This is a genomic window from Marinirhabdus gelatinilytica, from assembly GCF_003353425.1.
Taxonomy (GTDB): Bacteria; Bacteroidota; Bacteroidia; order Flavobacteriales; family Flavobacteriaceae; genus Marinirhabdus; species Marinirhabdus gelatinilytica.
In genome coordinates this window covers 514,012-530,737 of the sequence record NZ_QRAO01000002.1, presented here as the reverse complement: position 1 = coordinate 530,737, position 16,726 = coordinate 514,012, and the positions used below count along the sequence as shown (strand labels likewise).

At 41.0% G+C, this 16,726-nt stretch carries 13 protein-coding genes; 10 read left to right on the top strand and 3 right to left on the bottom strand.

Annotated features, from left to right (window positions below; genetic code table 11):
- Positions 1-24: 24 nt before the first annotated feature.
- Positions 25-1,257: a Pycsar system effector family protein gene (locus C8D94_RS08540; protein WP_115123499.1), complete on the top strand. Its 1,233-nt coding sequence runs from the start codon at positions 25-27 to the stop codon at positions 1,255-1,257.
- Between the two features lie 20 nt (positions 1,258-1,277).
- On the opposite strand, the gene C8D94_RS08535 is transcribed toward C8D94_RS08540, so the two are convergent.
- Positions 1,278-3,653: a GAF domain-containing protein gene (locus C8D94_RS08535; RefSeq protein ID WP_115123498.1), complete on the bottom strand. Its 2,376-nt coding sequence runs from the start codon at positions 3,651-3,653 to the stop codon at positions 1,278-1,280.
- Between the two features lie 140 nt (positions 3,654-3,793).
- Between C8D94_RS08535 and C8D94_RS08530 the strand changes: the two genes are divergently transcribed.
- Positions 3,794-4,906: a TlpA disulfide reductase family protein gene (locus tag C8D94_RS08530; RefSeq protein WP_115123497.1), complete on the top strand. Its 1,113-nt coding sequence runs from the start codon at positions 3,794-3,796 to the stop codon at positions 4,904-4,906.
- A 50-nt stretch (positions 4,907-4,956) separates the two neighbouring features.
- Here the strand turns inward: C8D94_RS08530 and C8D94_RS08525 are convergent, their stop codons facing one another.
- A complete protein-coding gene (locus C8D94_RS08525) occupies positions 4,957-5,607 on the bottom strand; it encodes a rhomboid family intramembrane serine protease (protein WP_115123496.1) in 651 nt (216 codons plus the stop codon).
- Positions 5,608-5,670: 63 nt separating this feature from the next.
- Here C8D94_RS08525 and C8D94_RS08520 point away from each other — a divergent pair, with 63 nt between their 5' ends.
- Positions 5,671-6,558 carry a lysophospholipid acyltransferase family protein gene (locus tag C8D94_RS08520; protein ID WP_115123495.1) on the top strand — a complete coding sequence of 296 codons (888 nt, stop codon included), beginning with the start codon at positions 5,671-5,673 and terminating at the stop codon, positions 6,556-6,558.
- Between the two features lie 33 nt (positions 6,559-6,591).
- On the opposite strand, the gene glmM is transcribed toward C8D94_RS08520, so the two are convergent.
- The gene (glmM, locus tag C8D94_RS08515) at positions 6,592-7,977 is read right to left on the bottom strand and encodes a phosphoglucosamine mutase (RefSeq protein WP_115123494.1); all 1,386 of its coding nucleotides are present in this window, start codon (positions 7,975-7,977) and stop codon (positions 6,592-6,594) included.
- A gap of 132 nt (positions 7,978-8,109) precedes the next feature.
- Between glmM and C8D94_RS08510 the strand changes: the two genes are divergently transcribed.
- From C8D94_RS08510 to C8D94_RS08480, 7 genes are all read left to right on the top strand, one after another.
- Positions 8,110-8,694, top strand: coding sequence for an acyl carrier protein phosphodiesterase (locus tag C8D94_RS08510; protein ID WP_115123493.1), 585 nt, complete (start codon positions 8,110-8,112; stop codon positions 8,692-8,694).
- Positions 8,691-10,415 (top strand): gamma-glutamyltransferase, encoded by a 1,725-nt coding sequence (gene ggt / locus C8D94_RS08505; RefSeq protein ID WP_115123492.1) that lies wholly within the window; start codon positions 8,691-8,693, stop codon positions 10,413-10,415. Before C8D94_RS08510 ends, ggt begins: the two co-directional genes overlap by 4 nt.
- Positions 10,416-10,666: 251 nt before the next feature.
- Entirely contained in the window at positions 10,667-11,674 is a 1,008-nt protein-coding gene (locus C8D94_RS08500; protein WP_115123491.1) for a hypothetical protein, read from the top strand.
- A gap of 42 nt (positions 11,675-11,716) precedes the next feature.
- Complete coding sequence (locus C8D94_RS08495; protein ID WP_115123490.1) at positions 11,717-12,199, top strand: hypothetical protein; 483 nt, start codon at positions 11,717-11,719, stop codon at positions 12,197-12,199.
- Between the two features lie 163 nt (positions 12,200-12,362).
- Complete coding sequence (locus tag C8D94_RS08490; protein ID WP_115123489.1) at positions 12,363-12,722, top strand: hypothetical protein; 360 nt, start codon at positions 12,363-12,365, stop codon at positions 12,720-12,722.
- Positions 12,723-12,929: 207 nt separating this feature from the next.
- Positions 12,930-15,761 carry an excinuclease ABC subunit UvrA gene (uvrA, locus tag C8D94_RS08485; protein ID WP_115123488.1) on the top strand — a complete coding sequence of 944 codons (2,832 nt, stop codon included), beginning with the start codon at positions 12,930-12,932 and terminating at the stop codon, positions 15,759-15,761.
- Between the two features lie 265 nt (positions 15,762-16,026).
- Entirely contained in the window at positions 16,027-16,716 is a 690-nt protein-coding gene (locus C8D94_RS08480; protein WP_115123487.1) for an LOG family protein, read from the top strand.
- Positions 16,717-16,726: the final 10 nt, after the last annotated feature.

Genomic DNA, 16,726 nt, shown 5'->3' with positions numbered 1-16,726 from the left:
AATTTGGAATATCAAAATTAACTTATGAGTGAAATTATTGAAAAGGCAGACAATTTTATCTTAAATCTTTTTAAAGATAAACTACCCAATTCCTTTACCTACCATAATTATACCCATTCCAAGAGGGTTTTTAAAAGCATCAACGAAATTATTGAAAACACTGAAGTTTCCGAAAAGGATGCATTGATACTTCGTTTAGCCGCTTTATTACACGACACTGGCTACATACATACAAGAGATGGCCATGAGGAGGAAAGCGTAAAGATTGCAAAGGAGTTCCTAGCCAAGGAAAATGTAGAAAAGGATATTATTGAAGGGGTTGAAAATTGTATCATGGCCACAAAATTTAAGGACGACCCTAAAGGAAAGCTTGAAGAAATGATTCGTGATGCAGACGCTTCACACTTTGGAAAAGAGTACTTTAAAGAAGCCAGCGAGTTTTTAAGACAAGAATATCTATTACAGGATATAGAAGAATATACCCCTCGCGAATGGAGGGATGAGAACATTAAGGTCCTTTCTGAAAAACACCAATATTATAGTGATTATGCGCTCAAGAATTGGCAAAAAGAAAAAGAGAACAATCTCGCCGATTTGCTCAAGGACCGTAAAAAAGACAAGAAGAAATTAAAAAAAGAAGAACTAAAGGCGCAACTAAAGGCAAAATACAAAGATTTGAGCCCAGAGCGCGGCATACAAACCTTTTACAGGACCGCACTTAGAAACCACATAAAGCTTAGTGATATTGCCGATACAAAGGCAAATATCCTTTTATCGGTCAACGCCATTATCATCTCATTGGTGCTGTCCAATTTATTGTCCAAGCTGGACTCCAACCCGTATTTGGTTATACCTTCGGCTATATTTGTGGTCTCCAGTACTATTACCATGGTTTTGGCGGTGATTGCGACCAGACCCAATGTTACACGAGGTGAATTTACCAAGGAAGACGTAAAGAATAAAAGCGTAAACCTGACCTTTTTCGGGAATTTTCACCGTATGGAGCTATCGCAATATCAATGGGCAATCGATGAGCTTCTCAAAGACCGTAACTACGTATATTCTTCCCTGACAAAAGACTTGTATTTCTTAGGAAAAGTGCTGGATAGAAAATACCGGATCCTACGATGGACCTATACTATTTTTGTAATAGGGATTATTATTTCTATTATCGCTTTTGGGGTATCGTTTGCTGTGTTCGATCCTGTTGGAGTGGAAGAGGTAACAAACAACATTGTACCGCCAACACAGCAGTAACAATCTACTATATAGAGATCTTATGTTTCAAGCTGGGACATAAGGTCTTGATAGGTATAATATTCCTTCTGGTCATTTTTGGAACCAGTCTCGTACAACACCGAAACCCTAATGGCCCTTAAGCCGGTAACCCCCTGGAGATCTTCTACCTCAACAAGTTCAACATCTTTGTCGAGCATATTTTTGTGCTGTAAAAACGAAATATATTTCAGATACTCCTTCTCATCTTCTTTTTGGGAATAGATAATAGATAGCTTCCCGGATTGGGTAATTCTTTCCTCTGTGCCTTTAATATTTGCCTTATCTACCCTTTTCTTTACTACTTCGTACCGGGCATTATAGGTGCCATCTACATCAAAACGTTTCTCGTCCATTCTGAAGCGTAGTGAAAGGGAAGAGTTGAACGCTAAGATCATAGAGGCAGCATCTAGTTTTATGGGTAGGTTCTTCTTCAGTTTGTAGAAGGCGTTTTCCATCTCGCACATTAACTGTAATTGCCAAAGGCGTAAGTTATAGAGGTAAATCTTATGAAAATTTTTCCCCTTTGTAATCGCCTCGCCAATATAGAGGCTATGCTCTACCCCATCGGTTTTAAAACGCTCAAAATAATGGGGGTACATTGCTTGTGCCTCACGCTGCTTTCGGTCTATAATCGAAGCCATACGCTTGTTGATAAGGGTTACAGATTCATCGTAATCCTTTCGGTGCATGTATACCAATCCAGAGCTATTTTCAACCATTTCATAGTATTCGGCAATCATATCTTTAAGGGCAGCACTCTTTTTTGAAAGGTGTTTGAACAATGGAACAATTTCATATTTCAGAAATTGTAATACTTGTCTCTCGCTGTTTACCTTGAGTTCTTCCTCGTTGAAATCTTCAAGAAAATCTAAAATCCTGAATTCCAGCTGCTCGTAAATAGGCAGTTGTTCTACTGAAGAGATCTTTTTAATGATCTTTTGAACGTACTCCAATTGAAGCGATAAATCTTTCTTAGTTGCTGCGTTCCTTGCTTCTGAAGAGCCCTTAATATCTATTTGCCCGTAAAGTGGGTAGACATTATCGAAAACAATTTCCCTAAAATAAGCCTGGTTTCCAGTGGCCTGTGCATTGATTACACGTTCTGCCTCTTGCTTAAACTTCCAATGTACGCTGCTGTGTATTGCGGTACACTCCTCCTGTATCATCAACTCGATCTCGTTCTCCTTGCGCTCTTTGGCCCGTTTTACCGAGTCTACCAAATTTGGCAGCACATCATGCAGCTTGTTTGCGTTAATAGAGTTGAGTGCTTCTGGGATAGTGGATACAATCTCAAGCACACCGTATAACATCTCATTATCCACAATGGGAACTATAATGGCACTTGCAACTTGTTGTTTGTGCAATTTTTTATATAGCTGGTTGTCTGGATACAAATTTGCGTGCCGCTCTACATCTGCAATGCAATAAAACTGTTTCTTCTTGAAAAGTGTATAGTAAGAGGCCTCACATAAGGCCGTAGTACATTTTTCTTTCTTTTTTCCTTGCAGGATATAGCTTTTCTCCAAAGTATCTGGCTGCTCAAAGGTATCTTCTTCAATATTGAACATACTAAAGCCCACTTTTAAGTCTTGGATGCTGAAGAGCGACTTCAAGATACCCTCAAACTCGTCTATAAAGTTTTCGTCTTTCTTGCTTTCATTTGCCAAAAGACTGGTCTTAAAGTTGGATAAGGATACATCTCCAGTGGCATCGTACATATTCGCAATAACAAAACCGGAGTATCTCCAAGAATTTGGAGGGAATTTCTCCTTCCAGAGCTCTATATTGTTGTAGTTTTCCAAAAGTTCGGACACGTCCTTTTGGGTAATGTCTACTGATGCGTCAGTTTTTTCAATAAAGCCAAAATCTGCATTGTACAGTACCTTGTACCATCTTGTAATACCATTGGCGTCTGGAATGTTATAAAAATAGGGCCTTCTAAAATCTATATTATACCCGTAATAGCCTTTCAATATCAAGCTACAGCCAAGGATATAAAACTCTTCGTCAGTCATATCGGTCAGTTGCAGTTCATAGGAACTATCTGCATTGGCCTTAATGGCGTCATAGCGTGCGGTGGTCTTAAATGGTGTTGACTGGAAAGGTGCTCCAGCAATTTTTATTTCGTTGGTCTGCAGGACCGATGCAAAGAGATCTTCCAATACAAAATCTATCTGCTTGCGCAATTTGTTTATCTGCTTTTCGGTAGTAAAGCCTTCGGAGAGTATGGGGTATTTTTTGGCAACGGCCAATACCTCCTTGGCACGCTTCTTCTGTAACTCACTGCCAGTGGATAAATTAGCCTCGTAGGTTTCAAACAAAACCTTAAAACTTATGTTTATGTCCAGCGGAAAATCCCTTCCTATATCTTTCATTTTAACTGTCAAGTATTTATCTAGTAAAAATATACAATTTTTTATGACGAAATGTACAATTATCACACAATTAACAATTATGCCCAATCGTTTTTTTTCAGTAAAAAATACCTTTACTTTTGTTGAAATTATCAAGCATTATGAGAAAAATACTTTTTATATGTGCAACCGCCCTTTTGGTTGCTTGCCAAAACGAATCTGATTCCTTTAAAATTTCTGGTACAGCCCAAGGTTTTGACGATGGTACCCAAATCCTGGTAAACCAAATCAACCCCATAAGTAACCAGCCCAGCGTTATAGATACCATTACAATTACCAACGGTAGTTTTACGGCTACGTATCCTAAAAACGATATGGCCACTATTAACTACCTTCAGGTAGGCAAAAGTGGTACTGTAGCCTATTTTCCCGAAAATGAAGATTTACAGGTTACCATCTACAAGGATAGCATACAGTCTTCCTACGTTACGGGAAGCCCGCAAAACGACTCCTACCGTGAGTTTGTGCAAACGGTTACAGACTTTGGCGAACGCAGGCAAGAGCTAATGAAGGAATACCGAACTGCACAACAACAACAGGATGGTATTAGAGTAGCCCAACTACAACAGGAAAGCAGCAAGATTACTGAAGATGAAAATGCCTATAAGAAAAATTTCATTGCTGAAAATGGAAACTCCGTTTTCTCTGTGATGCTTATTTCTGAAATGTTGAACAAAAAACAAATGACGGCAACCGAAGCAAAAGCTGCACTGGATGGGCTTGACCCAAAGATGAAAGAATCTGCCACTGCTTCTAAGATAAGTAAGGCCATAGAATCTATGAGCGCTACCGACATTGGTGCCAAAGCTCCTGATTTTTCGGCCCCCACGCCCAATGGTGAACAACTTGCCCTTAGCGACGCCCTTGGGAAATACACCATTATAGATTTTTGGGCATCTTGGTGCAAGCCTTGCCGAAGAGAAAACCCCAATGTGGTAAAGGTTTACGAAAAGTACCACGACAAAGGTCTTAATATTATTAGTGTTTCCTTGGACCGCCAAGGACAAGAAGCCCGTTGGAAACAAGCCATCGCCGATGATAATATGGACTGGTACCATGTATCCAACCTAAAATTCTGGCAAGATCCCATTGCAAGACAATACAATGTTCGTTCTATACCAGCTACATTCTTGCTGGACGAGAATGGTGTAATTATAGACAAAAACCTTCGTGGAGCGGCTCTGGAGAACAAGATTGCTTCCTTGTTGGAGTAGCCTTTCACACATAAAAAAGTTTTTTAAGACCTGTCCGCTTGGGCAGGTCTTTATATTTTCCCGAATTTATGCAACACGAACAAAAGCACAATTGGCAGTGCCAGTACCAGAACGATCCATAGATTGGTTTGGAAAAGGAATGGGGCAAAACCAAGCGTGAGTGCATAACCAGCAATGGCACCACCAAAGTGGGCATCGTGGCCTATGTTTCCACGTCTGCTCTTCATTCCATAGATAGAATATAACAAATAGATAAGTCCAAAGATCCATGCCGGAATGGCTATAGGTATAAAGAACAGGTACAGCCCCATATCTGGATAAAACAATATAGCCGCATATAATATACCCGTTACTGCACCACTGGCTCCTACTGCGCTATAGTGGTACTCATCCTTATGGAAATAGAAAGACAGCAGGTTCCCCACCAAAAGCGCTGCAATATAGATTAAAACAAACTGAATGGTTCCCAAAGCGTCTATTACAACGTGCGCAAAAAAGTAAAGTGTGAGCATATTGAACAAGAGATGGGTAAAATCTACATGCAAAAATCCTGAGGTAAACATCCTAATCTGCTCTCCGCGGCGTATACCGGCAATATTGAATTTATATTTTTCAAAAAAAGAAAAATCGTTAAACCCTTTCATAGAGATAATTACGTTTGCGGCAATAATAACAATGGTTACAATATCTATGTTCTGCATTATGTATGTAAAAATTTTTAATTGGAAGGAATAAATTTAGTTAGTTTTGCGGTAACAATCGCTATGCAACGTCTAGTTTATATTTTAGTCTACCCAATTATCTGGATCATTTCCAAATTACCCTTCTGGGCACTGTATGGAGTTTCAGATATCCTCTTTTCCTTTGTTTACTATCTTGTGGGCTACCGAAAAAAAGTAGTGGCCGAAAACCTAAAACTGGCACTTCCCCATATTTCTGAAAAAGAACGCAACGATATACGGAAAGAGTTTTATGTACACCTGTGCGATATGGTGTTGGAATCTATTAAGTCCCTCTCCATAACTGAAAAGGAGATGAAAAAACGCTTCACCATATCCAATATCAATACGGTCCTTGAACTGGAAAAAGAAAACCGAAACATTATGATGTTCATGGGACATTACGCCAGCTGGGAATGGAGTGTGGTACTACAACGATTTGTGAACCATAGAGGCTATGCAGTATATAAAAGAATTGAGAACGAATATTTTGACAAGCTGGTAAAAAAAATTCGTGCCCGTTACAATTCCCAACTCATCAATACCAAGGAAACGGTGCACAAAATGGGCGCTGCCATTTCAAGGGGTGAGTTGAGCATATTTGCATTTATTGCAGACCAAACAGCAAAACACTGGAAAGCAAAGCACTTTCAGGAATTTATGGGCATTAAGGTGCCAGTACTCACTGGTGGGGAAATGCTGGCCAAAAAATTCGATATGGCGGTCATCTATCTTGACGTTCGCAAAGTGAAACGTGGCCATTACGCTGCCGATGTAAAACTCATTACCAAAAACCCTAAAGACTACCCAGATTACGAGATTACGGACAAGTTTCTCACCATGGTTGAAGACCAGATAAAAGCCGAACCTGCCTACTACCTATGGACCCACAAACGCTGGAAGTACAGGGATAAGGTAAAGGATTACGAATAAATTGGTGCTTTTTAAAATTTGGGACTTGATCTATCAACCTGCAATTTCCTTCAGCTCGCCAATAAACCTATCGGCAAGGGCATCTGCTTCTTCTTGGCTCTTGGCCTCAGTGTAGATTCTAATAATGGGTTCCGTATTGGATTTTCGTAGGTGGACCCAGTTTTCAGCAAAATCTATTTTTACGCCGTCCAAGGTGTTTATTTGTTCATTTGCGTAGCGACTTTCCATTTCTTTTAAAATAGCATCTACATCCAATTGTGGCGTGAGTTCAATTTTTTTCTTGCTCATAAAATAACTGGTGTATCGCTTTCGCAGTTCACTCACAGCTATTTTCTCTTCGGCGAGAAAGCTTAGGAACAATGCTATACCTACCAAACTGTCCCTTCCGTAGTGCAGTTCTGGGTAAATAATACCACCATTGCCCTCACCGCCTATCACGGCGTTGGTGTCTTTCATTTGCTGTACTACGTTCACTTCTCCCACAGCACTTGCGGTATAGGTGCCCCCATGTGTTTCGGTAACATCACGCAATGCCCTTGAAGAGCTCATATTGCTAACGGTAGTGCCAGGGTTTTTTCGCAAAATATAATCTGCTACGGCAACCAAGGTGTATTCTTCGCCAAACATTTCGCCCTTTTCATCTACAAAAGCAAGACGATCCACATCGGGATCCACCACGATACCAAAATCTGCGTGCTGTTTCACGACCAACTCCATCAAATCGCCCAAATGCTCTTTCAAAGGCTCTGGGTTATGGGGAAAATGGCCTGTAGGCTCGCAATACAATTTTACGGGTTCTACGTCCAGCGCTTCCAGCAATAACGGTACTGCAATCCCTCCCGTACTGTTCACGGCATCTACCGCTACCTTAAAGTTTGCCTTTTTTATGACTGGAACATTCACCAAATCAAGAGCGAGAATTTCATCAATATGCAGATCTATGTACGCATCGTTGCGGGTAATCTTTCCAAGATTGTCCACTTCGGCAAATGTCATGGCACCACTTTCGGCAATGTCAAGAATTTCTTGTCCGGCTTCAGCATTTAAAAATTCGCCTTTACTGTTCAAGAGTTTCAAGGCATTCCACTGTTTGGGATTGTGGCTTGCGGTAAGGATTATTCCCCCGTCTGCGTGTTCCATCGTAACGGCCATTTCAACAGTGGGCGTTGTGGAAAGACCAAGATCTACCACGTGTATTCCCATTCCCACAAGGGTGTTCATGACCAGTTGCTGTACCATTTCGCCACTTATACGTGCATCGCGCCCCACAACTACCTTGTGTGATTCCTTATTGCGCTGCTGTTGTACCCAAGTTCCGTATGCTGAAGCATATAATACCGCATCAACAGGGGTTAGATTATCCCCTTGTGGACCGCCAATGGTTCCTCGTATTCCAGAAATAGATTTTATTAAGGTCATGAAAAGTGTTTTATGTAAGTGTAACTATATTGAAACTGAACGTTTACAGCGGTTGTGCAGTCCCTTATTGATTTCAACGGCAAAGATACTTTATATTGCCAAAATTGTGTAGCGATTTTGTAAATTGTCCTGATGAATTTTTTGGCACACATTTACCTTTCCGGGGAGGACGAAGGCATTACCATAGGCAATTTTATTGCGGACGGCATTAAGGGAAAACAGTATTTAAAGTACCCGAAAAAGATCCAGAAAGGAATAGTGTTGCACAGGTTTATAGATAGTTTTACCGATGCCCACCCTACCGTGAGACTAAGCACCGCAAGGCTTCATAAAAAATACGGTCATTATAGCGGTGTGATCGTGGATATCTTGTACGACCATTTTTTGGCCAAAAACTGGAATGTGTACCACCCGCAACCCTTGGAGGAGTATGTAGATGATTTTTACGAAATGCTGCGTGCCAATTTTGAACTATTGCCCACCCGTATCCAACGTATGATGCCGTATATGATTTCAGATAACTGGTTGTTGAGCTACGCCAGCATCCAAGGAATAAGCACCATTTTAACCCAAATGAACATCCGGACAAAAAAGAGATCCAAGATGAATTTTGCCGTGTTGGAACTTGAAGAATTCTATACCGAATTTGAAGCCGAATTCACCTCCTTTTTTGCTGAACTTATCACCGCTTCCCATCAAAAACTATCGGAATTATGAAGCTGAAATTTCTCCTCTTTTTACTACCCTCCTTTCTATTCCTTTCCTGTAAGGAGTCCCCTACCCGTACTGGAACAATTGAAGTCAAAGAAAAAGAGTACCCTAAAGTAGGCCTAGTGACCCAACAGGCTATGGTGGTCTCTGCACGGGAGGAAGCCTCCAAGATTGGTGTAGAAATACTCAAGAAAGGTGGAAACGCCTTTGATGCCATGATCGCTACCGAAATGGCCCTGGCCGTAGTATATCCCTACGCCGGCAACCTAGGTGGTGGTGGATTTATGGTATACCGAACACAATATGGCGAGTTGGGAAGTTTCGACTACCGCGAGAAAGCCCCTATAAAAGCTTCCAGAAATATGTACCTGGATGAGGACGGAACCTACAGGTCGCAAGAAAGCAAGCAAGGGGCGTTGGCCGTTGGGGTGCCCGGGACGGTGGCAGGTATGTTCGCTGTACACGAAAAATTGGGCTCGCTACCCATGGAGATCATCTTAGAGCCTGTGATTGAATTGGCCAACAGAGGGTTTAGGGTCACAAAACAACAGGCAGAACGTTTTCACAAATACGCCACCATTTTTGAAGAAGTAAGTGGCGAGACCTCCATAGTCACAAAAATGTATGTTGAAGGCGATACCATTAGGAACAAAGCGTTGGCAAATACATTACAAACCATCTCCCAAAAAGGATTGTCAGGCTTTTACCAAGGCAACGTTGCCGAAACGTTGGTCGATTTTATACAACAACGGGAAGGTATCATTACGTTAGAAGATCTTAAAACATACGAGGCGGAATTTCGGGAACCACTAGTTTTAAACTATAAAGATTTAAGGGTAATTTCTATGGCGCCACCTTCCAGTGGTGGTGTGGCATTAGGGCAAATTTTAACGATGCTGGAACCATTTCCGCTTTCTGAATATGGGCATAATTCTGAACAGTACATTCAACTCCTCTCAGAAGCTGAACGCCGTGCGTATGCAGATAGAAGCTACTATCTAGGCGATCCAGATTTTGTGGAAGTACCTGTAGATTCGCTCTTGTCCCCAAACTATCTCAACAAACGGATGGAATCTTTCAGTTTTGAAAAGGCAAACAGCTCCCAAACAATAGGTTACGGTATCATACCTGGGTTTGAGAGTGAGGAAACCACCCACTACTCCATTGTAGATAGTTATGGAAATGCAGTGTCGGCTACCACTACACTCAATTCGGGGTATGGCAGCAAGTTGTTTGTAAAGGATTTGGGCTTTTTCCTAAATAACGAAATGGACGATTTTAGTGCAAAACCCGGCCAACCCAACATGTATGGGCTGGTGGGCGGAAAAGCCAATGCCATTGCACCTAGAAAACGTATGCTGAGCTCGATGACACCTACCATTGTTGAGCGCGACGGAAAGCTTTGGATGGTAGTAGGTACTCCAGGCGGGGCAACTATCATTACTTCGGTATTGCAAACTATTCTTAATGTAAGGGAATTTGATATGCATATGCAGGAAGCAGTGAATGTACCAAGATTCCATCACCAATGGCTGCCAGATGCGGTTAGGTACGAGGAGGGCAGGTTCCCTTCCGCATTAAAAGAAAATCTTACCACGAAAGGCTATCCCGAAAATTTGGAAGCAGACCCCACTATTGGAAAGGTAGATGCTATTCTTGTGCTACCAGATGGAACACTGGAAGGAGGGGCAGATCCAAGGGGAGATGATGCAGCAGCGGGCTATTGATGTCCCTATTTTCTGAGTAAAACATACCGTTAACCGTATTTACGATACCACTTATCGAAATGTAAGTATTTTACTACAAAATCAGATTGAAAAACTTATTTTTGATATTGATTTCAGCTACTTATTGAGTGAAAAAAGATAGGGTCCTATTTTCATTTTGGTCAATTTTGAATCTAAGTTATTTTTAAAGCTAAAATAGCTACCTTGCTGAATATCAAGAAGCAGTCTCCCCACTGTGCAGCTTATGTAACATGAAGAAAAAGTCGCCCGTGCAAAATTTGTATGCCGTGATACCATTGGTATTTAGCGGGGTTCTGTGTATTGCGCTAATTTTTCTCCTTCAGCAAAAAACAACCGTCCCAGCGTTTGTAGACCAGCTCACCAATCTGGCAACACTTTTTATAGGCATAAGTGGTTTTGTGGCAGTTTTGCTCGTGGTATACCTTGCCAGTGCAACGCTCCGGCTAAAATCCGTTAGAAGCAATGCTGTAAACCATTTAGATGGAGTTACCCAAAAAATGCATCATTTCAGGAATATAGTAGATATACTGTACCGTTCCAAAATGTGGCCACCCGGACTCAAAGAATACATAGATGATGAATTTGAAGGACTCACATTTTTTGACGTAAAGGAATTTTACAAAGGGAAATCCAAACTGGCAATAGAATTTCTGCAGGAAAACAACAATTTTGAGGATACCGAAAATCTATACCTAGAGCTGAAATCTTTACTACTCCTCAATCCCAAGGAAAAGAAGGTTCCAGAAAATATTAGCTACCCAAATGCATATCCCAAGGAGATCGTGTCAAAATGGTTAGAGCACAAATGCGGATCTGGCCTTTGGTATTATTTTGGCTACAAATTCGCCATATTCAAAGATTTTTTAGATCTAGATGCTGTTTTTGAAAGACACCAGGAAAAAATTATAGTCTTGGCAAACTCCATAGACAGCCAACATTTTGAGGATTCTTCCTTCAACGATGTTTTTCTTGCCAGATTAGGGGAATATATGAATAAACAGGTTTTTCCAAAACTGTTCCAGTTTCAGGACAATGCGGGTAAAGGCTTACCGGGAATCATGAAATATCTTTACGCAATTTTCCTTGCAATGTCTTTGTTTGGTGTCCTGTTGCCGCTACTGTATTTGTTGTTGGGGCTGCCCATAATTACCCTTGTGGTAAGCTTCTCTATAGTCGTGAGTACCATTTTCTTTATCTCCACGACATTTTTCCAGTTCTTGAACAGGGAGATTTCATAGTGATTATTTAAATTTGCTACAGAAATATAAAATTTTCATTAAATGGTAATTCAATCTATTATAAAACGTATTTTCTATTTTTCTTTCTTAATTGCAGTAATTTCTTCCTGTTCATCGGACGATGATTCTTCTAATAATAATCCTACAGACGATGATATGGGGCAAATGGAAGAGTCTTTTATAACTTTTGATATCAATGGTGAGACTGTTTCGCTAACAAATATACAGACATCATTAAGCCCCACAAACAGCTCTATAAGGCAAGTTACAGCAGATTTTCCTGACAATTCAGGTTATAACATTAGGGTTACTCAGCAAGTTGGTGAAACAGGTACTTTTCAGGAAACATTTTTCTTTTTGGAAAATCAATACTATTGCTCTCAAGCAAATTCTTGTAATGTAGACACAAATACTACTATTCATACAGACAGTAGAATTGTTGCCAATTTTCAGTATAATTTTACGGATACCAATGGAAATGTAGAAGTGCAAATACGAAATGGTGAAATGGATGTTACCTTTTAATTTTCATTTCTACATTTAGGTCGCTCTTTTTTAGATTAAAAAGCTTATCATTTATATATAAAAGTTAAATTTTACCTAAGCTATTTGTCAAACCCAAGGTTTCTTTCAAGTCTTAATTATCTTTACAGGGCTAGCGAAAAAGTTTAATTACAGTATAAATTTTATGACATTCCAATTAAACAGCAATAGGGAAGAACTGAAACTCTCTGAAGTAACCCTAAAAAAAATCCTTACAGAAGCTGATGTAAACTTTAAATTTGTTGTACTGAAGAAAAAGGAACTACAGCATACTTCAGAAATTGAGTGTATCGATATCCCACTTACCATCCAAACCTATAAGCAAGAGGCAAAACTTACCATGGATGGCGATGAAAGATCCATGGCCAAAATTGTAGATCTAATTCAACAACACTATGGTAGCTTGAGCGACTTTGTATTGACCAGTGACGATAGTTCCCATAAACTTACCATAGACGGTAGCATTTCAAAAGAGGACATACAAAATTTTAAGTCCGCGGAATGATTGTGCAGCCTTCGTCCCAAACCTACCTCACCAACTACAAATTAACGTAAATTGTTCAGGGCAAGCCTGCTAGGCATCGATTAAAAAATAACGTTTGGTTTCGAGGCAAGTCTTGGAACATTTAAATCTCGATAATCGAGTAAATTTCAAAATACCAACTACTACCCTGTTACTTATTTCCAATTCAATTAAGTACCTTTGCAAACTATGGAAAAAAATGACGATTGTATTGAGGTTTTGGGTGCTCGTGTCCATAATTTAAAAGACATAGATGTTACCATTCCAAGAGACAAGCTGGTAGTGATTACGGGGCTTTCGGGCAGCGGAAAGTCCTCCCTGGCCTTCGATACCATTTATGCCGAGGGACAACGCCGATATATTGAAACTTTTTCTGCCTATGCACGTCAATTCCTCGGAAATCTGGAACGCCCCGATGTAGATAAAATTGAAGGCCTCTCTCCCGTGATTGCCATAGAGCAAAAAACTACGAGTAAGAGTCCGCGCTCCACCGTAGGGACCATCACCGAAATCTACGATTTTCTCCGTTTGCTTTATGCCCGTGCCAGCGATGCCTATAGTTACAATACGGGTGAAAAAATGGTGAGTTACAGCGATGAGCAAATAAAGGAGCTCATTATTGAGGAGTTTAAAGGGAAAAAGGTGAGTGTTTTGGCACCGGTGGTACGTTCCCGAAAAGGGCACTACCGTGAGCTTTTTGAAAATATCGCAAAACAAGGCTTCCTAAAAGTAAGGGTAGATGGCGAGGTGCTCGATATTATAAAGGGGATGCGCATAGACCGTTACAAGACGCACGATATTGAAATTGTTGTAGACAGGCTAAAGATTACCGAAGAAAGCGATAATGACAAGCGCCTTTCCGAAACAATCATTACCGCCATGTACCACGGGGACGATGTATTGATGGTGTTGGACAATGAGACCAACGAGGTACGGTTTTTTAGTCGTTCGCTCATGTGTCCTACCTCTGGGATTTCCTACCCAAGCCCAGAGCCGAACAATTTTTCTTTCAATTCTCCAAAAGGCATGTGTCCAAACTGTAGAGGCTTGGGAAAATTGTACGAAGTAAACCTTACAAAAGTGGTTCCGGACGATTCGCTTTCCATTAAACAAGGAGCTTTGGCTCCACACGGGCCACAAAAGAACAACTGGGTCTTTAAGCAATTGGAGTTAATCGCACAGCGTTTTAATTTTAAGTTGACAGATCCTTTTAAGGATATCCCTGCCGCAGCAAAGGAGATGATCTTTCACGGGGGCCATGAAAAATTCGATGTAGAATCGAAAACACTGGGCATTACAAGAAATTATAAAATTGAGTTTGAAGGGGTAGCCACCTTCCTTCAAAATACCTACGAGGCAAACGAATCCAAATCGCTGGAACGTTGGGCCAAGGAGTATATGGATAAGGTACCGTGCTCCGAATGTAGTGGCTCTAGGCTACGTAAGGAATCGCTATATTTTAAGGTGAACGGAAAAAACATCGCCCAGCTTGCCCAAATGGACGTTATCGAGCTTGCAGAATGGTTCAAGGATATTGAAAAAGATTTAGGTGACAACCAATTAAAGATTGCCTCAGAAATATTGAAAGAGGTACGTTCTAGACTTCAGTTTTTGATAGATGTAGGCTTGACCTACCTTGCCCTGGACCGCAGCTCCAAATCACTCTCTGGCGGTGAGGCACAGCGTATACGTCTTGCTACGCAAATAGGTTCGCAACTCGTAGGCGTTCTCTATATTTTGGACGAACCTAGCATTGGCCTGCACCAGCGCGACAACGAAAAATTGATACAGTCGCTTATTTCGTTGCGGGACATTGGCAATTCGGTTATTGTGGTGGAGCATGACAAGGATATGATAGAGAGTGCAGATTATGTGATAGACATTGGCCCTGGCGCAGGAAGACACGGTGGAGAAATAGTAAGCGAGGGCAGCCCTACTGAAATTTTAAACCACCATACATTAACGGCAGAGTATTTAAACGGCACAAAGGAAATAGTCATCCCCAAAGAGCGGAGAAAAGGTAATGGAAAATTTTTAACCCTCACGGGAGCCACGGGAAACAATCTAAAAGACGTAAACATCACTATCCCATTGGGAACTATGGTGGGCGTAACGGGAGTTTCGGGAAGTGGAAAATCTACACTTATCAATGAGACCCTCTACCCTATCTTGAACGCACATTTTTTCAATGGTGTAAAAAAACCGATGCCCTACAAAAAAATAATTGGGCTTAAACATATAGACAAGGTAATAGACATAAACCAATCGCCCATTGGTAGGACACCCCGTAGTAACCCTGCAACGTATACGGGTGTTTTTTCTGAAATACGCAGTCTGTTCGCCAAGATTCCCGAAGCACAGATACGTGGTTACAAACCAGGGCGTTTCAGTTTTAATGTTACCGGAGGAAGATGCGAAGCTTGTAAGGGTGGTGGTTTGCGCGTGATTGAAATGAATTTCCTCCCAGACGTATATGTAGAATGTGAGACCTGCCAAGGAAAGCGTTTTAACAGGGAGACGCTCGAGATACGCTATAAAGGAAACTCTATTTACGATGTTCTGGAGATGACCATTAATGAGGCCGTTCCATTTTTCGAGAATATCCCCAAGATATACCGAAAATTGAAGACCATTCAAGATGTAGGATTGGGCTACATTACCTTAGGGCAACAATCTACAACACTTTCGGGAGGAGAAGCACAACGTATCAAACTAGCTACGGAACTTTCAAAAAGAGATACCGGCAATACGTTTTACATATTGGACGAACCCACAACGGGTCTTCATTTTGAGGACATCCGCGTATTGTTGATAGTCCTAAACAAATTGGTCGCCAAAGGAAACACGGTACTTATCATTGAACACAATCTGGACGTGATCAAGACCGTTGATTATATTATAGACATAGGCCCGGAAGGAGGAAAAAAAGGTGGAAAGGTAATGGCAACGGGCACTCCCGAAGAAATTATAGCAAACAAGAAAGGCTTCACGGCAAAATTTCTTGAAAAAGAGTTACATTGAGGTTTGAGGTTAGAGGTTTGAGGTTAGAGGTTAGAGGTTAGAGGTTAGAGGTTTGAGGTTTGAGGTTAGAGGTTAGAGGTTAGAGGTTAGAGGTTAGAGGTTAGAGGTTAGAGGTTAGAGGTTAGAGGAAAAATAATGAATAAATTTAAAGGCCTTCTGGTTAGACAGAAAAGAGCAGAAACAAAGGTAGATGGTAGATACTAATGCTGAATAGTATATATTGCAATCTATCCGTGAAGGACAAAAGACTACAGACTAAAATAACATGAGAAACGAAACACAGCACAAAAACTGGAACGAAGTAAAAACGAACGATTCATGGGCCATATTTAAAATTATGGGCGAGTTTGTGAACGGTTACGAAAAGATGAGCCGCATTGGGCCTTGCGTTTCCATATTTGGTTCGGCACGTACCAAGCCAGATGATGCCAAGTACAAACTGGCAGAGAGTATTGCCAAAAAAATTACCGAAAACGGCTACGGAGTTATAACCGGTGGTGGCCCAGGGATTATGGAAGCCGGTAACAAAGGAGCGCACTTAGCAGGCGGAACATCGGTTGGGCTCAATATAACCTTACCTTTCGAGCAGCACGACAATGCCTACATTGATAGTGACAAGAGCATAGATTTCGATTACTTTTTTGTTCGTAAGGTAATGTTCGTAAAATATTCGCAAGGATTTGTAGTAATGCCCGGTGGTTTTGGAACATTGGACGAGTTTTTTGAAGCTCTTACCTTAATACAAACACACAAAATAGATAAGTTCCCCATCATTCTTGTAGATACAGATTTTTGGAGTGGACTCTGGGACTGGATCACTTCTACCCTGCTCGAAGCAAATAATAACATAAGCAAAGAAGACCTGGACCTGGTGCACATTGTAGATACCGAGGATGAGGTATTGCAAGTGCTCAACGACTTTTATGAAAAATTCAATCACAGCCCCAACTTTTAAACAAGCTGCA

Excerpts from the sequence above, each read along its gene's own strand:
- C8D94_RS08540 (WP_115123499.1), top strand. The coding sequence starts at position 25 with ATGAGTGAAATTATTGAAAAGGCAGACAATTTTATCTTAAATCTTTTT.
- C8D94_RS08525 (WP_115123496.1), bottom strand. The coding sequence starts at position 5,607 with ATGCAGAACATAGATATTGTAACCATTGTTATTATTGCCGCAAACGTA.
- C8D94_RS08500 (WP_115123491.1), top strand. The coding sequence starts at position 10,667 with ATGAAGAAAAAGTCGCCCGTGCAAAATTTGTATGCCGTGATACCATTG.
- C8D94_RS08495 (WP_115123490.1), top strand. The coding sequence starts at position 11,717 with ATGGTAATTCAATCTATTATAAAACGTATTTTCTATTTTTCTTTCTTA.
- C8D94_RS08480 (WP_115123487.1), top strand. The coding sequence starts at position 16,027 with ATGAGAAACGAAACACAGCACAAAAACTGGAACGAAGTAAAAACGAAC.
- ggt (WP_115123492.1), top strand. The coding sequence starts at position 8,691 with ATGAAGCTGAAATTTCTCCTCTTTTTACTACCCTCCTTTCTATTCCTT.
- C8D94_RS08535 (WP_115123498.1), bottom strand. The coding sequence starts at position 3,653 with ATGAAAGATATAGGAAGGGATTTTCCGCTGGACATAAACATAAGTTTT.
- glmM (WP_115123494.1), bottom strand. The coding sequence starts at position 7,977 with ATGACCTTAATAAAATCTATTTCTGGAATACGAGGAACCATTGGCGGT.
- C8D94_RS08510 (WP_115123493.1), top strand. The coding sequence starts at position 8,110 with ATGAATTTTTTGGCACACATTTACCTTTCCGGGGAGGACGAAGGCATT.
- C8D94_RS08490 (WP_115123489.1), top strand. The coding sequence starts at position 12,363 with ATGACATTCCAATTAAACAGCAATAGGGAAGAACTGAAACTCTCTGAA.
- C8D94_RS08520 (WP_115123495.1), top strand. The coding sequence starts at position 5,671 with ATGCAACGTCTAGTTTATATTTTAGTCTACCCAATTATCTGGATCATT.
- C8D94_RS08530 (WP_115123497.1), top strand. The coding sequence starts at position 3,794 with ATGAGAAAAATACTTTTTATATGTGCAACCGCCCTTTTGGTTGCTTGC.
- uvrA (WP_115123488.1), top strand. The coding sequence starts at position 12,930 with ATGGAAAAAAATGACGATTGTATTGAGGTTTTGGGTGCTCGTGTCCAT.